We start from the raw sequence: 23,261 nt of genomic DNA, 5'->3' as shown, positions 1-23,261 counted from the left end.
TCGAGGGGGTTGTAGTCTTCGTCGACGGTGACGTATACGACGCCGGCGTTGCAGCGCTGCTTGGCGACGACCGCGTCAGAAGTGATGGTGAGCCCGTCTTCGTACCAGGCGACCACCCCGACCGGGTCGACCGGAGCCGCAGAAGCGGCCGGGCTGCCAGATGCGGCGGGAGTCGCCTGCGATGCCGGTTGGCCCGGAGCCTGTGTGGCTGTGGCCTGGGTGCCTGCTGTCTGCGTGCCTGTAGCTTGCTGCGCCTCGGGGGTGGTGCCACGGGCCGTCTGCCGGGCGGCCTTCTTCCCGGCCTTGGCGGCTTTCGCGGCTGCCTCGGCGGCGCGGGCCTCGGCCTGCTCGGCGAGGTACTCGGCCCGGTTCACAACCTGTACCACCCGCACGCCCACCTGCCGGGTGCCGAACACGGTCTGCTGCTCAGCGACCGCGCCCGACTGGAGCAGATCGATGAGCAGGTCGTGCGAGATCTGATGGTGGCTGCGCTCGTCTTGCACGAGTTCTTCGCCCGCGGCCTGCTCTGCCGGGTCGATGAAGCGGGGCCCGCCCCGTCGGGGGCGCAGCGCGCTCGCAAAGATCGCCCCGATCCATGCTCCCGCGTCGTCGTCGCAGGTGAGTCGGGCATGGAACTGCCCATTCGGGTCCGTCCACCACCTGAACGAGCGCGCCTCATACCGCTCGTTACGCCGCAGCGTCGCCCCCTCCGGGTCGAGGAGATCACGAATCGCGCGCGCGTGGCGGCGCAGCTCTTCCACCCGGGCATGCTGGGCCGCCTCGATCAGGTCGAGCCCGGCCTGCCACCACAGCACCAGCAGGGCCGCTTCACACCGGCCCCCACAGTCGCCATCGTCAAAGAAATCTGCGTCTGTGGCCAGATCGGTGCTGACAGAGGTGCCGGTAGGGCTGCTCTGGGGGTGGGAAATTTGGAGGGCCGCGTACGCGGCCGTGTGGAACGCACACGCCGGCATCACCTGGGCGGTGCTGCCTGTCGCGGAGTCCGGCATTGCGGTGCCAGTCGCAGCGCCCGCAGTAGTACCTGCGGTGTGTGCGTCTGATGCGGGAGCACGGGGCGGAGTGCCGAGGCCCTGCCTGATCGCATCGTTCTGCGGGTCGGTGAGCCGGTCACGCGACACGGCCCGGTCTAGCACCGTGTGCCACGGCACCGCCAACACCAGCACGGCCTCAGCCGCCGCAGCTTCCGCCGCCGCAGAAGCGGCAGCTTCAGCGTCCACACCGCCAGCACTGTCACCGCCAGCACCGTCACTGCTTTCACCGCCATCGATGTCTCCACCGCTGTCGCCGGCTTCGCGTGCGAGCCTCGCGAGTGCTGCACGCTGCTCGCGCGCCTCACGCTCCGCCGCCTCACCGGCGAGCATGCTCTGGCCCACCCGCACCTTGCGGGACGCTTCACCCCACGAACTCCCAGTGAGGTGCTGCATCATCTCGACACCCGTTTTGAAACCGCTCGCCTGCGCCACCCCGGGCTGCCCGGCACGTTTAGCCGACCGCGTTCCTACCACCCCAGCGCTCAGTACCTCCAGCTCAGAACACTTGCGCATCACCTGAGCCACGATCTTCGCGAAATCAGTCACCCCCTCGTCGGTGAGCGCGTTCACGACCGTACGCGCGTCAGAGCCAGGGCAGTCCGCCGGAAACAAAGCCTGCACGTGCGCCACGAGCTGCACGATCTCGTCACACTTCGCCTGCATCCCCAAACCGCCAGTGGCATCCGCCGTGGCGGTTTCAGCATCCTCGCCCGCAGCCTCAGTGAAGAGGCCCGCGAGGGGTTCTTCGTGCTGTGGTGAGGGTTTGGCTTCCATACCCTATTGTCTCACGGATCGTAGATTTATTCGAGTGAAGTTATCCACAGATTTGGTGTAATCACGCCAATTTTCGGTCGAAATTGGGGGCTGTGGACGACTCGATTTGTTGGCGCTGGACGCTGCGACTCGTTCCTCGCGCAGCATGACGGAAGGAGCGAAGCTCGCGCAACATGACGGAAGGGGCGAAGCTCACGCAGCATGACAAGACAGCGGCAGACAGAGGGCTCGCACCCTGCGCAGAGCCCACCTGCGCTATTCGACGAGCTTGCCGTCTACGGAGTCGTCGAGGTGTGACTCGGCGAGCGCCCTGAATGATTCGGGCGCCTCTGCAACTGGCTCGAACCACACCCCGCGTTCGGTGTCCCACAGCATGTTGCCACGCAGCGCGTCGCTTGCTGCCGGAAAGTCGGAGCGGTTGTGGCATCCTCGAGTCTCGCGACGCGCTAGTGCGCTCTCAAGCGTTGCGCGCGCGGCGAGCAGAGAACCCTTCAGGTCGTACGCGTGGGCCAGATCGTCGAAGCCCGCAATGTCAGGATGCACGGCGACGCGTGCGGCGCGCTCATCGAGTTCAGCAAGCTTTTCGAGCCCCTCGACAAGCCCAGCCTCGTCGCGCACGACGCCCGCATGCGCCGTCATCAAATCGCGCACCGCACGCTGCAAGAGCCGCGGGCTCTCTGAGTGCGCCCCCAGCCCCGATCCGGCGCCCGAACCTTCGAACCCCAGCAGGCCTCGCATCTCCTCGCGCGCCTCAGAGACCGCGTCGCGGTCGCGCCGCACCGAGGTGAGCCCCGTGACATACTCGGCCGCGTCGGCACCGGTGATGCGACCATATACGAGCAGCTCAATGAGCGAGTTACCGCCGAGCCGGTTCGCACCGTGCAGCCCGCTCGAGGCTTCACCGATGGCGTAGAGCCCCGCGACGCCGGTGCCGTGGTCTTCAGGCCGCACCCACACGCCGCCCATCGAATAGTGCGCGGTGGGCGCGATCTCGATGGGCTGTTCGGTGATGTCGAGCATCTGGAGGTCGATGAGCGTGCGATACACGCGCGGCAGCTTCTCAAAGATCACGTCGCGCGGCAGGTGCGAGACGTCGAGCAGCACGCCACCGCTCTCGGTGCCGCGCCCCTCGGCAATCTCGGTGTAGCTCGCAAGCGCCACCCGGTCACGGGTCGACAGTTCCATGCGCTCGGGGTCATACTTCTGCATGAACCGCTCCCCCAGCGCATTACGCAGCACGCCTCCCTCACCGCGCGCCGCCTCAGACACGAGCGTGCCCGCGGCATCGCTCGGTTCGAGTAGGCCAGAAGGGTGAAATTGCACCAGCTCTGCGTCGCGAATTTTGGCTCCCGCGAGTGCGGCGAGACGAAAGGAGTCACCCGTGTTCTCGTCTCGGCGCGATGAAGTGTTGCGCCAAATGCGCGTGTGCCCGCCCGCCGCCAGAATCACAGCGTCGGCGTGGATCACGACGGGTGTGCCGTCAACGATGTCGAATCCATAGGCGCCAAAGATGCGCCCGCCCGCTTCGAGTAACCGCGTGATGTACACGGTGTCGATGATGGGCACCTGCAGCTCGCGGGCACGCCGCAGCAGCGTGCGCTGAATCTCAAGACCGGTGTAATCCCCCGCGTACGCGGTACGCCGGTACGTGTGCGCGCCAAAGAAACGCTGACTAATGCGCCCGTCACGCTCCCGCGCGAACGGCATGCCCCAGCGCTCGAGATCTTCGATGCCCTGGGCTGCTCCGCGCGCAACGACCTCGACGATCGCCGGATCAGCGAGAAAGTATGACTCGCGCAGCGTGTCTGCGGCGTGCTGCTGCCAGGAGTCCTCGGGGTCCATCGTGCCCAGAGCCGCGTTGATGCCCCCTGCGGCGAGTGTGGTGTGGGCATCATGAGCGCGACGCTTGCCGACGGCGAGCACCTGCATACCGCGCTGGGCGAGTTCGATCGAGGCACGCAGGCCAGCGCCGCCCGTGCCTATGACGAGTACGTTTGCGGCGAGGTGTCGTTCGCCCTGGGCGGTAGAAGTGGTGAATGTTGTGTGCATAGCTTCCACGCTAAAAGCACGCTAGCGATAACTCCAATGAATAGATTTCATGCTTTCAATACGGTTAGGCTATCGTCATGAATTTGGATCAACTGCGTAGCTTTATCGAGGTCGCGTCGCTCGGCCACTTCACTCGCGCAGCCGAGCAGCTCCACCTCACCCAGCCCTCGCTGAGCCGGCAGATCGCCGGGCTCGAACGCGACCTCGGCGTTGACCTCTTTCACCGGGCCCGCGGCAATATTGCGTTGACGGCCGCCGGGGAACGCCTGCTTCCCCTTGCCCGCCGCATGCTCGCCGATGCCGACACTGCGCGCACCGAAATGGCCGAGCTCGCGGGCCTTCGGGCGGGGCGCGTGCGGCTCGGTGCGACACCCACCCTGTGCACGAGCCTCGTGGCGGAGGCGCTCGTCGGCTTTCACGCACGATACCCGGGCATTGACGTTGAACTTACCGAACGAGGATCGCGCACCCTCATCAGTACGCTGGCAGAGGGCGGGCTAGACCTGGCGCTCATTGTCGACACCGATGCGGCCCCCACTGCTGCCGTCGCGATGCTCGACCGATCACCCCTGATCACAGAAAAACTCGTGGTCGTCTCGTCGAAGCGATCACCGGCAGCCTCCGCCCCGGTCACCCTCCAAGAGTTGGCGCGCATGCCGCAGGTCATGTTTCCTGACAATTACGATCTACACGCAACCCTGTCACGCGCGTTCACCGTGGCCGCGCTCACCCCTGTCGCAGCCGTAAGCGGGGCTGAAATGGACGCGTCTTTGAGGTTTGTCGAACGCGGTCTTGGGGTCGCCGTGGTACCGGCTATGGTGGCGCTCGATCGGCCGTTGCTCCACGCGCGACCTCTCGCGGAGCCCGCGCTCTCACGCACGGTGAGCCTCGCGCATCGCGCTGACATGACGCTCACGCACGCGGGCGTCGCCATGCGCGACGCCCTCGTAGCTACGGCATCACATCAGCTTCGTCGACTCGAGAGCCCGCGTCAGGTCGTTGTTGATCTTGAGCACCGGGATCCGGAGCACCAAGCCGATGAGCAGCGTAGGGACTAAGAACAGCGCGAGCATGCCGATGTCTTGCCAGTAGTCCCCCTCGTATATACCGGCAATGGCCGCGCGCACCGCGTTTGTCGCGTGGCTCACCGGCAGCCACGGGCTAATGTTTTGGAACCACTGCGGCAAGACCGCGAGCGGATACGCCCCGCCACCCGCTGAAATCTGCACGACCAGCAAGAACACCGCGAGCGCCTTACCTGCTTCACCGAACGACAGCACGAGCGTGTAGGTGATGAGCGAGAACACGAACGACATCACCCAACCAGCAAGTAAGAGCAGCAGCGGGTGCGCCGGCCGCACACCCACAAATCCCATCAGCCCGAGAAACAGCAGCGAGCTCTGGAAGAACGCGAGAACCGCGAAGATACCGTAGCGACCGAAGTACTCCTGCGTCTTCGTGAACGGAGTCGAGCTGGCGAGTGAGTTATAGACAACGACGGTGCGAATGAGTACCGAAAGCAGTAGCGCCCCCACCCAGAGCCCAAGCACCGTATAGAACGGCGCCATCTGCGCACCGAACGTGTCAACCTTAAAGACTGCGATGCGTTCAAGTCCCACTGGAGTGGTCAGTTCCCCCGCGAACAGTGAGGGTGAATTGCCAATCAAGCTCAAGACCTCTGAGAGGTCGCCGCTCACGGATGCTGCGTTCAGGGCGCTCGCGAGCTTGGTGAGCCGTTCAGAGACCTGCCGCAGATCTTTGGAGATGTCGGCCGTTGTCTTTTCTGCCTGCTCTAAGAACCCAAGAAGCGAGGTAGACCCGCCCGAAAGCGTCTCTGACGCCGATACCAGGTCGGAGCTAATCGCTTCGAAGCCCCCATTGACGAGTGTGAGCGAAGCACCCAGGTCGTCGAGCTTGGGACGCAGGTTCTCGTCGTAGGCTGTGTGCGCACTGTTCAACGCCGTGCGGGCATCGGTCGCAAGCTTGATCACTTCGTCTTGGGTGTCTCCCATGCCAGCAGCCGTGGTCTCGAGGTTTGCTGCCCCGTCTTCGAGACGTTTTTCTAGGAGTTGCTGCTTCTTAATCGCGTTGTCAAGGTGCGAGTCAACCTCACCCAGGGCGGTCTTCAGCGCCTGGTCAGAAGATGCGTCTGCCACCGCCTGCAAGTCCGTGCGCAGCTGCGTGTAGCTGGCGATCTGATTAGACACCTGCCCCGCGGCGGCGGTCAGCAGAGTAGCCGTGTCTTGCGCCTGCACCGCAAACGAGTCATCGAGCGCCGACAGCTCATCGATGAGAGTCTGGTAGCTCGCAGCCGTCGCCTCGAGCGCACCCGAGATCGACGTATTTGCGGTTCCCAGCACTGCCTGGAGCGACTGCGCGGCAGAAGCTCCCGTCCCAATGACACCAGAAGCGTCAGTTACCGCCTGCACTGACGCGTCGGCCAGGGACGCCGCGCTCGACACCAGGGACTGACTGGTGCCGATGAGCCCGCTAAAGAGTTCCAGTGTGTCGGCGCTTGATGCGAACGCGTTCGCTGCGGCTGTCGTGCTCGTTTCCAGGCGTCCCAGCGCTGCACGAGACTGCTCGGAATCGGCCTCTTTCGCCAACGAGGTGATGAGCGCAAGGCCCACCTCGTTCAGCGTCTTGGTGAAGGTTTGATTGATGGTCGTCGAGACCTCGGTCGCTGCCTCGTTCGTAATCTCAGGGGCGAGCGCATTCTCCTTCTCATTGGAGTAGTAGAGAATTTTCGCGGGCTCGGCTCCCGGCGATAAGAAGGTCATCATGTCGCGACTAAAGCTCGGTGGCAGCACGAGCGTGGCGTAGTAGTCGCCGGCCTTCGTGCCCTCAATCGCTTCTTCCTCAGAAGCAAACACCCAGTTCAGGTCGTTGTTTGCCCGCAGGTTCGCGATGACCTGGTCGCCCACGTTGACCCGCATGGGAAAGAGTTCGCTTTCATACCCCTCGTCTGCGTTCGCGACCGCCACTTTGAGGTTCTTGACGTTTGAAAACGGGTCCCAGCTCGAAAGCACGTTGAACCAGCCAAAGAATGACGGCAGCACAACGACACCAAACAAGACAACAATGGCAATGGCGTTGCGTCGCACGTGGCGCGCATCATTACGGAAGATCCGGGCAATGTTCTTCATCGGAGTTATACCCGGTCTTTCAGATTGTCGAGCACCGCGTTCGAGTGTGTGGCCCGCTCTTCGGCTGCCAGCTCTGACTGCAGTGCGGGCTCGCCCAGTTCAGTCATCTCCGTGCCAAACGTAATGTTTTGCTTAATGTACTCGAGCGCCACGACCAGCCCGATCACGAGCAAGCAGAGCACGCCCCAGAGCGCGAGCACCGTCGCCTTCGCATCTGGCACGAGCCAAGACACACACGCGAGCACAGCGGTGCTGACGACCGCAATGATCAACGTCAAACGCAGGATCGTGAGGTGGTGAGCGTCGAACCAGGTAGATTGCCTTGCGAGCTTCGCGCGAAACGCATCACGGTTGGTCAGCGCCTGCACAATTTGAGTCACCCGCCGGCGCGATCCCAGCACCTGCACGTTCTCACTGACAAACAGATCGGTGTCGCTGAGTTTGGTGTTGAACAGTCGAGAAAAATTGCCCAGACGCTGCCTGAAGAACAGCCCCAGTGCGAACGACAAGCCCGCGAACAGCGCAAGCACCGCGACAAACTTCCAGTAGTTCAAGCCATAAAAACCGCCAATGGTCTCACGCAGCGCATCGATCCCGTAGGTGAACGGGAAGAAAGGAAAGAGCGCCCTGAAGAAGCCCGGCATCATCTCGATCGGGTAGATTCCTGATGCGCCGGGGATCTGCATGATCACCAGCAAGATGATCACTCCCTTACCGACGTACCCGAATGACACGGCGAGCGCATAGATCAACGCCATATACACGAACCCAATGAACACGCTCGTCGCGACAAACGCGACCGCGTTGGCCGTCTGTACCCCGATCACGAGGTTGCCGATGCTCACCAGCAGTGCCTGGAAAAAGTTGATCACCGCCAGCAGCATCCAGCGGCCAAAATAGGCCTGTCGCACCGTCAAGTTCTTGATGCCGTCGGTGTCGACCTCTTGTTTCAACAGCACCACGAGCACAAACGCCGCGATCCACAGTGACAGGTTGGTGAACAGAGGTGCCATTGCCGAGCCGTAGGCGGGCACCGGGAAGACGATCTTCTCTTGGACCTTCACGGGCGCCGCCATGAAATCAGCGATCTTGGTGGGATCGAGACCGCTCAGCGCTTCCACTTTTTTCATCAGGTCGGCCGCGCTCAGAGCGCTCACGTCAGTGCGCACGTTCAACAGGCTCTCTTCGACTCCCTCCAGGTTAGAGTCGAGTGACTTCCCAGCGGTACGGGCGTCTTCGAGTTCACCCTCAAAGGCGTCGAGCAGGTTGACCGCCTCGGTGACGAGAAGCTTTTGCGAGTTCAGTGCCGACGAGAACCCCCCGGCGCTCGCCGACAGCGCACTCACGGCTCGGTTGATCTCGGGCAGAGTGGTGGAGAGCACCGTGCTGACGGCTTCGGCGGAAGTAGCCGTCGCGGTGGTAGCGTCATTGACCGCATCGGCCGAAGCTTGAATATTGTCGGCCACCGTGCCCACATCGGCGTTGAGCGTTTCCAGCTGAGTAATCAGGTTGGTGGTTTCCACCTGCTTGCTACCGAGGTTCGTAATGACGGTTTCAAGCTGGTCCCGCACGGGATCCCCCGCGGGCAAACCGTCTTTCACCTGCGTCAAATTCGCGATGGCCTGCCCCGTGGCCTCGTTGAGCGCGGCCGCGTCAGTCAGGGCAGTCGCAACCTCGACGTTCGCTTTACTCGCGCCCGCGGCCAGCGCCGTGAGCTTCGTGTTGAGTTTCGACGAGATTTGCACCAACTGCGCTGACCCCGCGGTGTAGGCCTGGGTGACCGCATCGGTGAAAGTGACAAGCCCGGCTTGAACGTCTGCGACGATCGTCTGCGCATCTTCGATCGCGGTTTGTACATCGTCAATCGCGGTCTCGATGCGGGTGAAGGCGTCACGCGCATCACCGAGCGCTACTTCGCCGCTCGACAGGCTCTCGCCCGCATCGGTGAGCCCCTTACGCGCGTCGGTAATTTGCTTCGTGATGTCGCCCAGCACGTCGATCGATGTGTCACGAGCTTTCACCAGACGATTACCCGCCGCATCGCCCGTCTGCTCAAGTTTTTGTGCGATCGTTTCAGACACCGTCGACACAAACGTGGAGTTGATCTGGGTCTCGAGTGTCGTCGCCCCCACGTCCGTAATCTTCGGCGCGATCGCGTTGGCTTTTTCGTTCACATAGTATTCGAGCTTCGGGCGCACGAAGTCGTCTGTCGTGAGGCTCAAAATATCGGTGCTGAAGGTCGCTGGGATCACGACCGTCGCATAGACCTCACCCGACTTGACCGCCGTCATTGCGCGGTCTTTGTCCCAGAACTTCCAACCTAACTGGTCGTTTTCTTTGAGCTGCGCCACTACCTGGCTGCCGACGTTGAGCTCGCCCGTGAGGTCGGAGCTCCCCCCCTTGTCAAGGTTGACAACTGCAACGTTGATCTCTTTGGTGTTCGAGTAGGGATCCCAAAACGCGACAATGTTGAACCAGGCATAAAGCGAGGGAATCACAATGATGCCGATCAGGATGATCACCGCCTGCGGTACACGAAGAATTCGCTTAAGATCCCGCCCGGTCACCCGAAAAGCATTGCGCATGAGCCCCCACTTCACTGTCTAGGCACAGCCTAGTACGAAGTCGGGGCTAGTCGAGCAGTTCTGAAAGCTCCAACCACCGTTCTTCAAGCTTTTCTACCGAGATTTCGAGTGCCGTCACCTTCGCCATCTGGGCGTTCAGCAGCTCGTAGTCTCCCTGATCAAGATTTGCGAGGCCCTCGCGCAGCTTCGTCGCTTCCTGCTGCAGCTTCGAGATCTTGCGTTCGGTTGCAGCCAGCTCCTTCTGCGCGCTGCGGCGCTCGGCTCCGGCGAGTTGGGGTTTGGATTCTGCGAGTCGCTCCGCTCCCGCAGAATGACCAGAGGAAGAGCCACCCGCAGAATGACCGGAAGAGGTGGTTCCTGCCGACTTGCTCGAGGAGCCCGCCCCTGAGCCGGCTGTTCCGGATCCCGATGCCGCAGCGTCCTGCGCTGCACGCAGCTCAAGATACTGGTCAATACCGCCGGGCAGGTGACGCAGTTTGCGATCGAGAATCGCGTACTGTTGATCGGTGACGCGCTCAAGGAAATAGCGGTCGTGTGACACGACGAGCAACGTACCGGGCCATGAATCGAGCAGATCTTCCATCGCCGCGAGAATGTCGGTGTCGAGGTCGTTCGTCGGCTCGTCCAGAATGAGCACGTTCGGCTGCTCAAGCAGAATCAACAGCAATTGCAGGCGACGCTTCTGGCCGCCCGAAAGATCCTTTACGGGAGTTGACAGCTGCGCGCTCGTGAAGCCCATCTGTTCGAGGAGCTGCCCGGGCGTGAGCTCCTGCGCTTTTGATCCGGAGCCGACCGTGAAGCTCGATCGCAGGCGACCAATCACGACCCGCACCGGCTCGTTCAGGTGCTCTTCGAGCTCATCAAGACGCTGGGTGAGAGTGGCGACCTGAACGGTCTTGCCGCGCTTCACCGTGCCAGAAGTGGGTTCGACGGTGCCCGAGATGAGCCCCAACAGCGTCGACTTGCCGGCGCCGTTGACGCCGAGGATACCGGTGCGTTCGCCTGGAGCAAGGCGCCATTCGACGTCTTCAATGATCGTGCGGTCGCCATAGGCGACGCCAGCATCAAGCAAGTTCACGACTTCCTTGCCCAGTCGCGTCACTGCCATCGACTGGAGCTGCACCTTGTTGCGAATCTCGGGCACGTCGGCGATGAGCTCGTTGGCCGCTTCGATGCGAAACTTGGGTTTCGCGGTGCGGGCGGGGGCGCCACGCCGCAGCCAGGCGAGCTCTTTCTTCGCGAGGTTCTGGCGCTTCTGCTCAATCGTGGCGGCCTGACGGTCGCGCTCCACGCGCTGCAGAATGTAGGCGGCGTAACCGCCCTCAAAGGCCTCGACGATGCGGTCGTGCACCTCCCATGTCATCGTGCAGACCTCATCGAGGAACCAACGGTCGTGGGTGACGACGAGCAGCGCACCCTGCCCCGCGGGCCAACGGCGCTTCAAATGCGCCGCGAGCCAGGCAATCCCTTCGACGTCGAGATGGTTGGTGGGCTCATCGAGAAACACAATGTCGTGGTCGCCCACGAGAACGCGGGCGAGCGCGACACGGCGACGCTGGCCGCCCGAGAGCCCCTCAATAGGGGCCTCCCAGCCCAGGTCAGACACGAGGCCCTCAATCACCTCGCGAATCTTCCAGTCGCCGGCCCACTCGTACTCGGGGCGATCACCGACGATCGCGTTGCCGACAGTCTCGCCGGGGGCGAAAACATCGGCCTGATCGAGCACTCCAATGGTGGTGCCACCGCGCATCGTCACTTGCCCGCTGTCTGGTTCACGCCGACGGGCGAGCATCATCAGCAGACTGGACTTACCGTCGCCGTTTCGACCTACGATGCCGATGCGGTCTCCCTCAGAGACGCCGAGCGTCACCGAGTCGAACACGGTCTTCGTGGGAACTTCAAGGTGTAGGGCCTCGGCCCCCAGTAGATGTGCCATAACTGGTTAAGCTTAGTTCACGCAGATCACATTCGACTGCATGACTGAAGCCGCCTGTGCAAGCCACAGCAGAGCTGTGGCACAGTGTATTCATGGCTGAGAAAGACCTCGATCGTTCCGCTCCCGGGCAAGGGCCCAGCCGGCGCGGCTTTTTAAAGACCGGTGGCGCGCTCGCTGCCGGGTTGGCGGTGGGCGGCGCCGGCACAGCAGCGGGCATCGGCCTGGCTCGCCAAGCGAGTGATGCGGGCAACCCTTACATTCCTGAAGAGTTCGCCGTCCCAAAACCGCGCAGGGACCCGGGATTCGACCACCTCGTCGTCGTGATGGGAGAGAATCGCTCGTTCGACAACCTGCTCGGTTATCTCTATACGCCCGCGAATCCGCCGCGCGACCGCAAGTTCGCGGGGCTCGCATACGGAAAGCATGAGAATCCGGCCGCCGATGGAACCCTCGTCGCGGCCCATGCATATCGCGGTGCCACTGACCACATTATGGGGCAGCCCAACCCCGATCCCGGCGAGGAATACCCGCACGTCAATACGCAGCTCTTCGGCCGGATCGACGACCACAATCGTGGCAAAGCGGTCGCTGCGATGGCACCGCCCTATAACGCTCCCAGCCGGGGCGCAGCACCCACCATGGACGGCTTCGTGCTCGATTACGAAACCGATTTCGAGCAGCAGGAGGGCCGCAAACCCACGACTGCAGAGCGTGACCAGATCATGGGTGCATTCACTCCAGGGATGCTGCCCGTGCTCTCAACGCTCGCTCGTGAGTTCGGCGTGTTTGACCGCTGGTTCTGCGCGGTACCCAGCCAGACATTTTGCAACCGCAGTTTCTTTCACGCGAGCACATCGCACGGTTTCGTTACTAATCAGCACAACGGCGGTTACAAAAAATGGCTCGACGCAGCCCCCACGCCTACGGTATTCAACAGGCTTGAAGAGGCGGGGCGCTCATGGCGCATCTACTTCGACAAACTGCAGCTCATCTCGTTTACCGGCGTGCTGCATGCTTCAGTGCTCGAACAATATTGGAACACCGAACACTTTGCGACCATGGAGCAGTTTCACGAAGACGTCACAAACGGCACCCTCCCCGACTACGCCTTCATCGAGCCCCGAATGATCTACAACCACAACGACTTTCATCCCCCCGTCGGGCGACCACACGAGAGTGACCTCGGCTCAGAAGACATTTGGAACGGCGCTGTGTCTGACGTGCGCGCCGGCGAGGCACTCATCCACGAGATCTACACGGCGGTACGAGGCAGCATGTCTCGCACGGGATCCAACTATCTCAACACCGCCATGCTCATAACGTTTGATGAGCACGGCGGTACGTACGACCATGTTGCACCGCCCGAGGCCACTCCGCCGAACAACGACGGCCCCGGTGAGATGTCATTCGCTTTTGACCGGTTGGGTTGTCGAGTACCCGCAATCCTCGTGTCGGCGCACGTCGAGCGCGGGAGCGTGTTTCGCAAGGAAATGCATCACGGATCTCTCGCGGCGACACTGGCCGAGCGTTTTCAGTTCAAACCACTCACCAGGCGAGACGCCACTGCGCCGAACATAGCCCATGCTTTGTCGCGTAAGACGGCCCGACATGTGGCCGACTGGCCACAGACCCTCCCCGCATACGTGCCGCCGAACCCCGAGGCAGCCGAGCACCCCGCACGAGCCCACCCAGAACGGCCCCTCAGCCCTCCGGCGAAAGGACTTATCGGCCTCGTCGTCGAAAAATACGGCACGGCTGAGGAGAAGGCGAACCCGCCCGAAACGTTTGGTGCGGCCTACGCAATGCTCACCAAATACGGTACGGGGCTTTTCGGCGTGAGTGGGGGTTAAACGCTGCAGCAGCCCCCACCGCAGCAGCCGCCAGCGGCTTCGCCACTCTCCTCCCCCAACAGGTTGAGAATCTCGCGGGCCTCTGCGTCGGCGAACGCGGCGGCGCCCGCAATGCTGGCGGCCGAGTTGAGGTTGGGGGCGGCCTGCTCGGTGTTCTGGTCTGCCGCAGTGCCGGGGGTGTTCTGTGTCATCGGGTGTTCCTCTTTCAGAAAGATCAATTGTTGCTCGGTCTGCGCGGGCTACTCGGGCTACTCGGGCTACTCGGGCAGCGCGGTCTATTCGGCTGGCGCCGTTTGTGGGGTTTGCTCGTTCTTAGCCTCAAGCTCGAGTACCTGCGCGAACGCCCCTTCGAAGGCGTCAGCCTGCTGCGCACCTGAAATACCGTACTTGCCCTGCAGCAAGAAAAACGGCACCCCCTGCACCCCGAGCATACGAGCACGCGTAATGTCGGCGTCTACCTTCTCACCGTAGGCCTCGTCTGCGAGTGCCGCGCGCACCTCATCGGCGTCGAGCCCGGCTTCGCTGCCCAGTCGCACCAGCGTGTCAATGTCTGACAGGTCAGCGCTCTGCGCGAAGTATGCCTCGAACAAGCGCTCCTGCGCTGCTGGCTGAACGCCCCGTTCGAGCGCAAGATGCAGCATGCGGTGTGCCCTGCGTGTGTTCGCGTGTTTCACGTCGTCAAATTTGAACGTTAAGCCTTCACCAGCCGCGAGCTCAGTCATCTGTGCGAGCATCTGCTTCACCTGCTCGGCGGGCATTCCCTTGTGCTTGACGAGAAAGTCCACTTCACTGCCCGCGTAGTCGACGGGAGTGTCGGGAGCCAGCTCGAAGCTGTGGCTCGTCACGTCGAAGTTCACCTCGGGGTGACGGAGCTGAAAGGCGGCAGCCCCCGCCTCAAACCGGTGTTTACCGATGTAGCACCACGGGCAGGCAATGTCAGACCAAATTTCTACGCGTATCGTTTTCGTCACACCGGGTGCAGCGCGGCCAAGGCCGCGTTTATTCCCGTGCAGCTTCGAGCTCCCGTATGCGTTCGAGCGCGGCTTCAAAACCACCCTCGTCAATCGCACCGCGAATCTCGTACGTCGCGTTGAACAGAAAGTACGGCACGCCCGTCACCCCGAGCATCTGCGCGCGACGCCACTGCTGCGTAATCGCGGCATCCCAAGCTTCGTCGCGCGCCGCGGCCTCTGCCTGCACACGATCAAGCCCGGCTGCGGCCGCTATCTGGCCGAGCACATCGGCCGAAGCAAGGTCTCGGTGCTCGGCAAAGTACGCCGTAAACAGCCTCTCAAGAAACGCCTCGCCCGCACCGTGGGCCGAGGCATACTGAAACACTCGATGTGCAGGCCGAGTATTCACTAGCTGCAGCCCATCGAACGAGAGCGCAATCCCGTCGTTCGACGCCAGTTTCTCAAGCACCGCGGGCGTGCGCCGCGCCTGTTCAATGGGCACGCCCTCAAATTCGTGCAGGTACTCGGCTTCACCGCCTGCATACCGCTCTGGCATGTTGGGCGCGAGATAGAAACTGCGGTGCCGGATCGATACCTGCGCGCCCGGATACCTGGCTTGGAACCGGGTCACTGCGCGATCAAGACGCACCTTGCCGATGTAACACCACGGGCAACGCACATCGAACCACGCATCAACCGAAATACTGGGCACCGCAGCATCTTTGCTCATACCCGATATAACGGCCGGGCGTGTTGCACTATTCCGTGGGTCTCGGCGGGTGCGTTCAGCCCTCGATGACGCGGGCGCCGTGCACGGGGCCCGTCACGGTGAGTGCGCGCACCCCGGCACGCGTGAGCACACCGCGCAACTCTGATGCAGCCTGCGCGTCCTGGGCCAGGAATGCGACTGTCGGTCCCGATCCGGATACGATGCCGGCGAGCGCGCCGCGCGATTCGCCGAGCTCGAGCAGTTCCATCAGATCGGGGGCGAGCTTCAGAGCCGCCGTTTGTAGGTCGTTATGCATCGACTCTGCAAGAGAGTCGGCATCGCCGATGCGCACGGCTTGTAATACCGCCGTGTCAACCTTGACCAGGTCGGGCTGTGGCCCGAGGTCGCCCGCGTGTCGGTCTCGGTGCTGATCGAGCATGTCGTAGACGACGGGTGTGCTGAGGCCCGCGTCAGACAGCGCGAGCACCCAGTGAAACGTGCCCTTGGCGAGTGCTGGGCTCAGCTCATCCCCGCGCCCCGTACCGACGGCGGTGCCGCCCTCGAGCGCAAAGGGCACGTCGGCCCCGATCTCGGCCGCGAGTGGTAACAGGCCCGATCGACCAAGCCCGGTACCCCAGAGCTCGTCGCAGGCAAGCAGAGTGGCAGCAGCGTCAGCAGAGCCGCCTCCCATGCCGCCCGCGATGGGCACCCGCTTCAAAATGGTGAGCGATACCCCGCCCTCGTACTGCGTGTAGGCAGCGAGCATGCGCGCGGCACGCACCGCAAGGTTCGAGTCATCGGTCGGCAGCCCGGCCGTATCGATCGGACCCGAGAAGCGCACCGTGAATTCGTCGCTGTGTTCTGCCGTCACTTCTTCGCACAGCGACACCGCTTGGTACAGCGAGGCAACGTCGTGATACCCGTCGGCCTGCAGCGCCCCTACGCGAAAGAACACGTTGATCTTGCCAGGCGCCTTTACCGTGACTGATCGCTTTCGAACCTCTCCCATAGCTACACGCTAGCGCACTCTGGAGGCCACAAATGACACGGCCGCCTGCGGTGTGCAGTACTGCGCCCCGCAGGCGGCCGTGTATGGCCTATGCCCGGTTACAAACGCGACGCGCGAGTTTTACGCATGCGGTGTGCCACGAGCAGCACTGCTCCTGCGACGGCAGCTACAAGTCCCGCCGCCAGCAGCATAAAGTTGCTCGTTGCTCCCGTAGCGACGAGCTGATCGTCGCCCATCGCTGGCTTGTCGGCAGCCCCCTGCTGGTCGCCGTTAGGCGCGTCCGTGTCAGAGTTACCGGTGCCTGGCTTGCCCGGCTTCTCGGGATCCGGGTTCCCCGTGCCCGGCTTCTCTATCACTGGTGCGCGCACGAGTTCCAGTGTCGATGCGTCGGCCTCGGACGCTACCTCGATAAGACCGTTAGTGGCGAGCGCCTGCACGGCAGGATACGTGAAGCTGTCTTCGACGAGAAGCGTGTCGTCAAGCACAACGGCGTCGTGCTCAGCGGTCAACGATTCGCCGGGAGCGAGGGAAGCTGCGCCCGATCGTGCCGCCTGTGTAGCGATGAGCTGCACGTCGTCGACGCGCACGTTCCCGGCGTTCGTGATCGCTGTCGCGAACCGCAGCTCGTCGCCCACCGACGCGTAGCCGTCACCGTCATTATCAACCAGCTTGCCCGTGGTCACGAGGCTTAGCGCCGGTGCACGCTTGACCAGGTCAACCTCGTCGCCCGTCACATCGAGCTGCAGCGTCGTCTGCCCGCCTGCGCTCATCTCCCACGTGGTGAGCGGCAAGAAGAATCCACGCTCCGCCTCTTCGCTTGTCACTTCGTGGAGCGGCGTTGCGCAGGGGTACGACTGGCCCGCGTTCAGCACGCTGTATCGACAGTTGCCAGCCCCGTCTGCGGGCACAAACGGTTTAAAGTTGCCGGCGGTAGGCACGACCGCTGCGGTCACCGATGAGGTGTTGGTGACCGTAAATTGGTAAGGCACTTGGTCGCCTGCCACATACGGGTTCGCGGCGAGGTCTCGGCCTGCGTCGTTACGCTCGCCTGACACCTCAAGGCTGAGAGCACCGTCGGCGAGCGGCACAGTAGCGCCGGTGAAGGGCACCGAGATGTCGGCCGCGTCGCCCTCGAGATCTGCCAGGGTGAAGGCGAAGTTTGGCGTGAAGCTACCGCGCTCAATGTCTGCTTCGGTGAGCGTCACCTTCGGCGTGCCGCAGTTATACGCCGCCCCCGCTCCAAGCCGCTGGAAGCGGCATGCGGTCGGCGCAAAGCCTGTCGTAAAGTTCGCTTCGCCGGGCGTCGCCGTCGTCTGAACGTTTGACGTGCTCGTCACTCGCACCGTGAAGCTCAGCGTGTCGCCCGCAGCATACGGGTTCTCGGCGAGATTGCGGGCGGGCGAGGTATTGGTGAGTTCGTACTTCAGGCCGAGAGTCGACTGGCGCGGCAGTTCAGCCTTCACTGCAGCCTGGCTCAGGCGACCGTCGGCCGCGGTAAACATGGCCGTGAGGTGCTGGGTATTACGCGCTTCTGCGGGTGCGGTCACGGAGACCGGCACCTCCACCGATTCACCGGGGGCGAGGGCTGTCACAGTGCCATCGCTCGCAAAGGTCCAGCCCGCCTGATCGGCGAAGCTGACGATGCCTGTAAGGGGTTCTTGTTCCTGGTTCGTCACGGTCACCAGCACCTGGGTTTCGACGCCCGGTTCGAGGTTCGCGCTGCCCACGGCGAGCGGGGCACAGACGTAGTTCAACCACTCGTCGTCGAAGGTGCTGAAGGGCAGGTCACTCGTGTAGTTACGCTCCCAGAGCACTCCAAACTTGCCCTCGTCGATGCGAGTGACGGTGGAGTAGTGAAAGGAACTGCCGTTGGTGAGCTGTCGCAGCCCCGGCCACGTCTTACCGTCATCGCACGACACGCGTGCGGCGCCGTTCGCGCGTGCGGTCGTCGAATTCGAATTCGTGAACAGGAGCTTCTGCGCGTCAGCAGATCCCTCCGCAGCGTCGGGGTTCACTCGTGTAATGGCGCCGTTGTTCGTCGGGTCTGGCAGCTGTTCTTCACGCTGCACGGGGCCCCACGTTGCCCCGCCATCGTTCGAGTAAGCGACGAGCCTGCGGCCACCACCGCTACTGTCACGCGAGTTCATCATGAGCGTGCCGTCAGACAGTTCGACGACCTTGTTTTCGTCCATCGTCGTGCCTGTAGCGGCACCTCGCTGCCAGGTTTCACCGTGGTCATCGGAGTACACCGACCAGGCCTGAATCGGCTCGGAACCGTCAGCCTGGCGAATGCGGCCGGCATGCTGCTGCACGAGACGGCCCTTGTGCTCGCCGTACTTCAGCTGGATCCCCTCACCCGAAGTCGCGAAGTGGCTCTTCACATCGCCTTCTGCGGGTTGGTACTTGCCATCCACGACCGTGCCGTTTGACGTCTTGATGTCTTCGGTGATGATCTTCGGCTCGCTCCAGGTCTCACCGCCGTCGGCGGACTCGATGACCGCTGAGCCGATGACACTTCGATCCTCGGGGTCATTCCCGTACCCACTGCCGTGGAATCCCTGGTCAAGCGAGTACACAAACGAAGCGAAGAGTTTGCCCGCTTCGGCGTCGTAGATAAAACTAGGATCTGAGTAGCCGTACTTCTTTTGCGATGCGTCACCCACGTGGCCCTCGGCCGCGAGCTGGTACTCGCCCCAGGTCTTACCGTTATCGGTGGAGCGACGCACCATGATCGAGTTGGGGTTTGGCGCGTCGGCAGCGCTCCCCGGCCGCGCGTCCCAAGCCGCGACGACCACACCCTCGCCCAGGTATGCGAGCGCCGGAATACGGTAGAAGAACTGCTCGCTCGTGCGGTCGCCCGCGATGTTTTCAGAGGTGAATGTGCCGGGGCTAGCGGTCGGGTCGGTGAGGTAGGCGGGCAGGCTCTCGGCCTGCGCGGGGGCGGGCGCACCGAGCGGTGTCGCGACCAGGCCGCACGCGAGTGCAGCAGTGGCGGCGCCCGCCCAGATGCGTTTGAACGAGCGCTTCACGGGCACGCGCAGATGTGAACGATAGGGCAACGGTGCAACCTTTCAATAGACAACTGTGTCTGACGTAGGATGTCAGACATCTGAAGTTCGCACAAGAGAAGCGCTGGCCCGGCGTGCCTTTCGGCCGTCGGGCCAGCGCTTCGAAGCGCTACGCGGAAGTTACACGCGTGCAGCCGCCCGGGCGATCGCCAGGTAGTCGTCGATGCCCAGCTGCTCGGCACGCAGGGTCGGATCGATGCCCGCCACGCTCATCACTGACACGGCCTGCTCGAGCGTGCCCAACACGGGCTGCAGCGCCTGGCGCAGCATCTTGCGGCGCTGCGCAAAGGCTGCATTCACGAGCGCGAAAGTCGCCTCGCGCTCTGCTTCGCTGCCACGCGGCTCGGCTCGGCGTTCGTATCCCACTAGCACCGAGTCGACCCCCGGCACGGGCCAGAAGATACGCCGGCTTACCGTGCCTGCGATGCGCCACGGGCCGTACCACGCGGCCTTCGCGCTGGGTGCGCCATACTCCTTAGAGCCCGGCGCCGCCGCGATCCGGTACCCCACCTCGGCCTGCACCATAACGAGCCCAGCCCGCAGCTGGGGCATAAGCTCGAGAAAGTGCATCAGAATAGGCACGGACACGTTATACGGCAGGTTCGCCACGAGCACCTCGGGCGGCGCTGGCAGGGCCGCGAGCTGATCCGGAGTGATATCGAGCGCGTCGCTGCGCAGCACCCGCAGCCGCGGTGCCGCCTCATCGGCGAAGATTGCGGGCTGCATGGTGCGCGCGGTCGCTGGCAGCTCAGCAGCGAGCCGGTGATCAATCTCGACGGCCGTCACATCGGCCCCCACCTCGGTGATGCCGAGAGTGAGAGAGCCGAGGCCCGGGCCCACCTCAATGACGCGGTCGCCAGCCTGCACTCCCGCGAGCCGCACGATTTTGCGCACGGTGTTGGGGTCGATCACAAAGTTCTGACCGAGCTTCTTCGTGGGCGACACGTCGAGTCGTTCGGCAAGCTCGCGCACCTCGACGGGACCGAGCAGGGCGGGCCTATCTGCACTCATACTGCACCTTCTTCAGGGGTGTCGCTCCACGATCCGTAGACGCGTTCGGTGTTGGCCACGAGCCGGGCACACAGCTCTTCCAGCGATTCTTCGAGCGTGTCGGCCATGCGCCGCACCGTGTGTGGCATGAGGTAGGGCGCGTTGGGGCGGCCTCGCAGCGGCTCCGGTGTCAAGAAGGGAGCATCGGTTTCAACGAGTACGAGCTCTGGCCGCGCCACCTGCAGTGCTTCGCGCAGCGCCGGGGCGTTCTTAAACGTCGAGGTCCCCGAGAACGACATGTACCAGCCGTGCTCGTTGCAGATGCGAGCAAGCTTCGCGTCACCCGAGAAGCAGTGAAACACAGTGCGCGCGGGTGCGCCTACGCGCAGCAGGGTCGCGACGACCTCATCGTGCGCGTCGCGGTCGTGAATCTGCAGCGCGATGCCGTTGGCTTGTGCAATCTCGATGTGGGTCTCAAACGCTTCGATCTGCGCCTCACGCCCGTCTTCGCCCGTGCGAAAAAAGTCGAGGCCGGTCTCACCAACGGCGCGCACACGCGGTTCGGCCGCGAGACGCGAGATCTCTGACAGGTGGGCGCTCAGCTTACCCTGCGCAAACAATTTGGGCGCTTCGTTGGGGTGCAGCGCGACGGCCGCGAGTACCCGCGGGTCACTCGCGGCAAGCTGCGCGCTCCACCGGCTCGTGTCGAGGTCGGTGCCCACCTGCACGACACCGCGCACGCCCGAACGCTCAGCAAGGTCGAGAGACTCGAGCGGCTCGAGGGTGTCGATGCCGTCCTCGATCTCAAGGTGCGTGTGGTTGTCGTAGACCGCGATGGGAAGCGGCTCGGGGAGCCCTGGGCGCTCGAGGTCGCGCGGGTCACGCGCGCCGGTAGACCGCTTGCGCAGCCCGCCCGCGGGCGCGTCGGGCCGCGAAGCTTCGCTCACTTGCCCGTCTCCTCCGTCTCAATGCGCGGAAACAGCACCGCGAGCGGATGCTGTTGGGTACCTGCGGGCAGGCGACCCCAGCGTCCCGCGTTCCGGATCGGCTGTGCGTCAAGCGCGCCGAGCGTTTCTTCAGCGCCCAGTGCAGCCCACAGCTTCACCGTTGCTTCGGGCAATACCGGCGAGAGCAGCTCGGCGAGCGCACGCAGCCCCTCGGTTGCAGTGTTCAGCACGGTCTGCAGACGCTCGGTGTTCGCAGGGTCTTTCGCGAGCGCCCACGGCGCCTGCTCGGTGATGTACCCGTTGAGCGCGTCAACGAGTTCCCAGACTGCTGCGATCGCCTCGTGAATCGCGAAGGTCTCGATCTTCTCGTCGGCGCGCTGCGCGGCACTCGCTGCGAGTTCGCGAATCGCGGCGTCGGCGGCGGTCTCGGTGCAAGCGGCGGGCACGCGACCCTCAAAGTACTTCGCGTTCATCGCGAGCACACGGCTTGCGAGGTTACCAAATCCGTTCGCGAGCTCAGCCTGGTACCTGGCCGAAAGGTCTTCCCAGCTGAACGAACCGTCGTGGCCAAACGAAATGGCACGCATGAAGTAGTACCGAAACGCGTCTGCGCCAAATGTGTCGGTGATCTCGTTCGGTGCAATGCCCGTGAGCTTCGACTTCGACATCTTCTCGCCACCCACGAGCAGCCAGCCGTGTGCGAACACGTGCTTGGGCACCTCAAGACCCGCGGCCATAAGCATCGCGGGCCAGATCACGGCGTGAAAACGCAGAATGTCTTTGCCGACGAGATGGCTGCCAGGCCAGTGCTGCGCGAACTTCTCGTCATCCTGGCCGTAACCGATCGCGGTGACGTAGTTGAGCAGCGCATCGAACCACACGTAGGTGACGTGCGCCGAGTCCCAGGGAATCGGAATGCCCCAGTCGAACGACGTGCGCGAGATCGACAGATCCTCGAGGCCCTGCTGCACAAACGCGACGACCTCGTTGCGGGCACTCGCGGGCTGCACGAAGTCGGGGCGCTCCTCGTAGAGTGCGAGCAGGCGCTCTTGAAACGCGCTCATCTTAAAGAAGTAGTTCTTCTCTTGCAGCAGCTCGAGCGGCTTCGAGTGGATCGAGCACACCTTTTCGCCCTCGAAGGCACCCTCGCCATCGACGATCTCGCTCTTGGGCTTGAACTCTTCACACCCCACACAGTAGAGGGCCTCAAACTCGCCGGCGTACACGTGCCCGTCATCGTGCAGCTTTTGCAGAAACTTGGCTACGCCATCTTCGTGACGCTTCTCAGTCGTACGAATGAAGTCGTCGTTTGAGATGTTGATCGTATCGAGCAGCGGCTTCCACGCCGACTCGACGAGTCGATCAGCCCACTCCTTGGGTGCCACGCCGTTTGCGGTGGCAGTGCGCAGAATCTTCTGGCCGTGCTCATCGGTGCCGGTGAGAAACCAGGTGTCGTCACCCGCCTGCCGATGCCACCGCGCGAGCACGTCTGCCGCCACCTCGGTGTAAGCGTGCCCAATATGGGGTGCGTCGTTCACATAGAAGATGGGCGTCGTGAGAAAAAACGAGGAGGGATTGGGCATGGGGACCATTCTATCTGGTGGTAACGACCGATCCCGCCCGTGTTACGCCAGGTTCACTAACTCTCGCCTTCGACCACGATCTCGGGCTCGTGGTGCACCGCAAAGTTCACGGAGTTCGCGATGAAGCAGTACGCCCGCGCGTCGGTGTGGGCGGCCCGCGCGGCCGCCACCATCGATGCGTGGGCGACCGTCACGCGCGGCCGCAGCGTGGCCGATTCAAACGCGCCCCCCAGACCAGACTGCTTCAGCACGCCCCTCGCGGCGTCGGTGTACGCGGTCACAATGACCCCGTCACGCACCGCCACGTGCAGGTACGACAGCATGTGGCACTGGGCAAGAGCCGAAAGCAGCAGCTCCTCGGGGTTCCAGCGCTCCTTGTTACCGTGAAAGGTCGCGTCTGCTGACCCTTCAAGTGGGGCCTTGTGCGGCGCATGGATCAGTTGCTCTCGCCCGTAGGCGCGGTATCCGCTCGTGCCTGTGCCGCGGTTACCCACCCACTCGACGGTGACCGTGTACTCGTGACGCTCTTTCATGCGGTCACTCTACCGCCCTGGTTTTGCGCCGGGCGCGAGGAGGCGCCCGGGCCCCCGCACGCCCGGCACGATCCGGC

The 23,261-nt window shown here is 63.3% G+C and carries 16 protein-coding genes; 2 read left to right on the top strand and 14 right to left on the bottom strand.

The annotated features are described in order from the left end of the window. Both ACXR2T_RS11885 and ACXR2T_RS11880 read right to left on the bottom strand, forming a co-directional pair. Positions 1–1,826: hypothetical protein (locus ACXR2T_RS11885; RefSeq protein WP_489945535.1), on the bottom strand; the 1,826-nt coding region annotated here is incomplete at its 3' end. A gap of 255 nt (positions 1,827–2,081) precedes the next feature. After that, positions 2,082–3,875, bottom strand: coding sequence for an L-aspartate oxidase (locus ACXR2T_RS11880; protein ID WP_458816125.1), 1,794 nt, complete (start codon positions 3,873–3,875; stop codon positions 2,082–2,084). 77 nt (positions 3,876–3,952) lie between these two features. On the opposite strand from ACXR2T_RS11880, the gene ACXR2T_RS11875 reads away from it, so the two are divergent. Further along, positions 3,953–4,933 carry a LysR family transcriptional regulator gene (locus ACXR2T_RS11875; protein ID WP_458839533.1) on the top strand — a complete coding sequence of 327 codons (981 nt, stop codon included), beginning with the start codon at positions 3,953–3,955 and terminating at the stop codon, positions 4,931–4,933. Here ACXR2T_RS11875 and ACXR2T_RS11870 read toward each other — a convergent pair. From ACXR2T_RS11870 to ACXR2T_RS11860, 3 genes are all read right to left on the bottom strand, one after another. Then, on the bottom strand, positions 4,835–7,021 hold the full coding sequence (locus tag ACXR2T_RS11870) for a YhgE/Pip domain-containing protein (RefSeq protein ID WP_458839531.1): 2,187 nt from the start codon (positions 7,019–7,021) through the stop codon (positions 4,835–4,837). The genes ACXR2T_RS11875 and ACXR2T_RS11870 overlap by 99 nt on opposite strands. 5 nt (positions 7,022–7,026) lie before the next feature. After that, entirely contained in the window at positions 7,027–9,588 is a 2,562-nt protein-coding gene (locus ACXR2T_RS11865; protein ID WP_458839529.1) for a YhgE/Pip domain-containing protein, read from the bottom strand. A gap of 64 nt (positions 9,589–9,652) precedes the next feature. Beyond that, positions 9,653–11,542: an ABC-F family ATP-binding cassette domain-containing protein gene (locus ACXR2T_RS11860; RefSeq protein ID WP_458839527.1), complete on the bottom strand. Its 1,890-nt coding sequence runs from the start codon at positions 11,540–11,542 to the stop codon at positions 9,653–9,655. 92 nt (positions 11,543–11,634) lie between these two features. On the opposite strand from ACXR2T_RS11860, the gene ACXR2T_RS11855 reads away from it, so the two are divergent. Beyond that, positions 11,635–13,392 (top strand): alkaline phosphatase family protein, encoded by a 1,758-nt coding sequence (locus ACXR2T_RS11855; RefSeq protein ID WP_458839526.1) that lies wholly within the window; start codon positions 11,635–11,637, stop codon positions 13,390–13,392. On the opposite strand, the gene ACXR2T_RS11850 is transcribed toward ACXR2T_RS11855, so the two are convergent. The 9 genes from ACXR2T_RS11850 to ACXR2T_RS11810 all read right to left on the bottom strand — a co-directional run bounded on the left by ACXR2T_RS11850 (position 13,389) and on the right by ACXR2T_RS11810 (position 23,184). Beyond that, positions 13,389–13,583 (bottom strand): hypothetical protein, encoded by a 195-nt coding sequence (locus ACXR2T_RS11850; protein ID WP_458839524.1) that lies wholly within the window; start codon positions 13,581–13,583, stop codon positions 13,389–13,391. The two genes, ACXR2T_RS11855 and ACXR2T_RS11850, sit on opposite strands and share 4 nt — an antisense overlap. An 84-nt stretch (positions 13,584–13,667) precedes the next feature. Then, a complete protein-coding gene (locus ACXR2T_RS11845) occupies positions 13,668–14,363 on the bottom strand; it encodes a DsbA family oxidoreductase (protein WP_458839523.1) in 696 nt (231 codons plus the stop codon). Positions 14,364–14,391: 28 nt separating this feature from the next. Further along, positions 14,392–15,075: a DsbA family oxidoreductase gene (locus tag ACXR2T_RS11840; RefSeq protein WP_458839522.1), complete on the bottom strand. Its 684-nt coding sequence runs from the start codon at positions 15,073–15,075 to the stop codon at positions 14,392–14,394. A 55-nt stretch (positions 15,076–15,130) separates the two neighbouring features. Beyond that, the gene (locus ACXR2T_RS11835; RefSeq protein WP_458816109.1) at positions 15,131–16,063 is read right to left on the bottom strand and encodes a 4-(cytidine 5'-diphospho)-2-C-methyl-D-erythritol kinase; all 933 of its coding nucleotides are present in this window, start codon (positions 16,061–16,063) and stop codon (positions 15,131–15,133) included. A gap of 98 nt (positions 16,064–16,161) precedes the next feature. Next, entirely contained in the window at positions 16,162–19,122 is a 2,961-nt protein-coding gene (locus ACXR2T_RS11830; protein ID WP_458839521.1) for an exo-alpha-sialidase, read from the bottom strand. A gap of 129 nt (positions 19,123–19,251) precedes the next feature. Continuing rightward, on the bottom strand, positions 19,252–20,142 hold the full coding sequence (gene rsmA / locus ACXR2T_RS11825; protein ID WP_458839519.1) for a 16S rRNA (adenine(1518)-N(6)/adenine(1519)-N(6))-dimethyltransferase RsmA: 891 nt from the start codon (positions 20,140–20,142) through the stop codon (positions 19,252–19,254). Beyond that, complete coding sequence (locus tag ACXR2T_RS11820; RefSeq protein ID WP_458839517.1) at positions 20,139–21,068, bottom strand: TatD family hydrolase; 930 nt, start codon at positions 21,066–21,068, stop codon at positions 20,139–20,141. Before ACXR2T_RS11820 ends, rsmA begins: the two co-directional genes overlap by 4 nt. After that, positions 21,065–22,651 (bottom strand): methionine--tRNA ligase, encoded by a 1,587-nt coding sequence (metG, locus tag ACXR2T_RS11815; RefSeq protein WP_458816101.1) that lies wholly within the window; start codon positions 22,649–22,651, stop codon positions 21,065–21,067. The genes ACXR2T_RS11820 and metG overlap by 4 nt, the downstream gene beginning before the upstream one ends. Before the next feature lie 56 nt (positions 22,652–22,707). Then, on the bottom strand, positions 22,708–23,184 hold the full coding sequence (locus ACXR2T_RS11810; RefSeq protein ID WP_458839515.1) for an OsmC family protein: 477 nt from the start codon (positions 23,182–23,184) through the stop codon (positions 22,708–22,710). Positions 23,185–23,261: the final 77 nt, after the last annotated feature.

The organism is Leucobacter faecis, assembly GCF_054456635.2.
The sequence above is the reverse complement of the archived record's forward strand: the minus strand, read 5'-3'. Positions and strand labels throughout refer to the sequence as shown.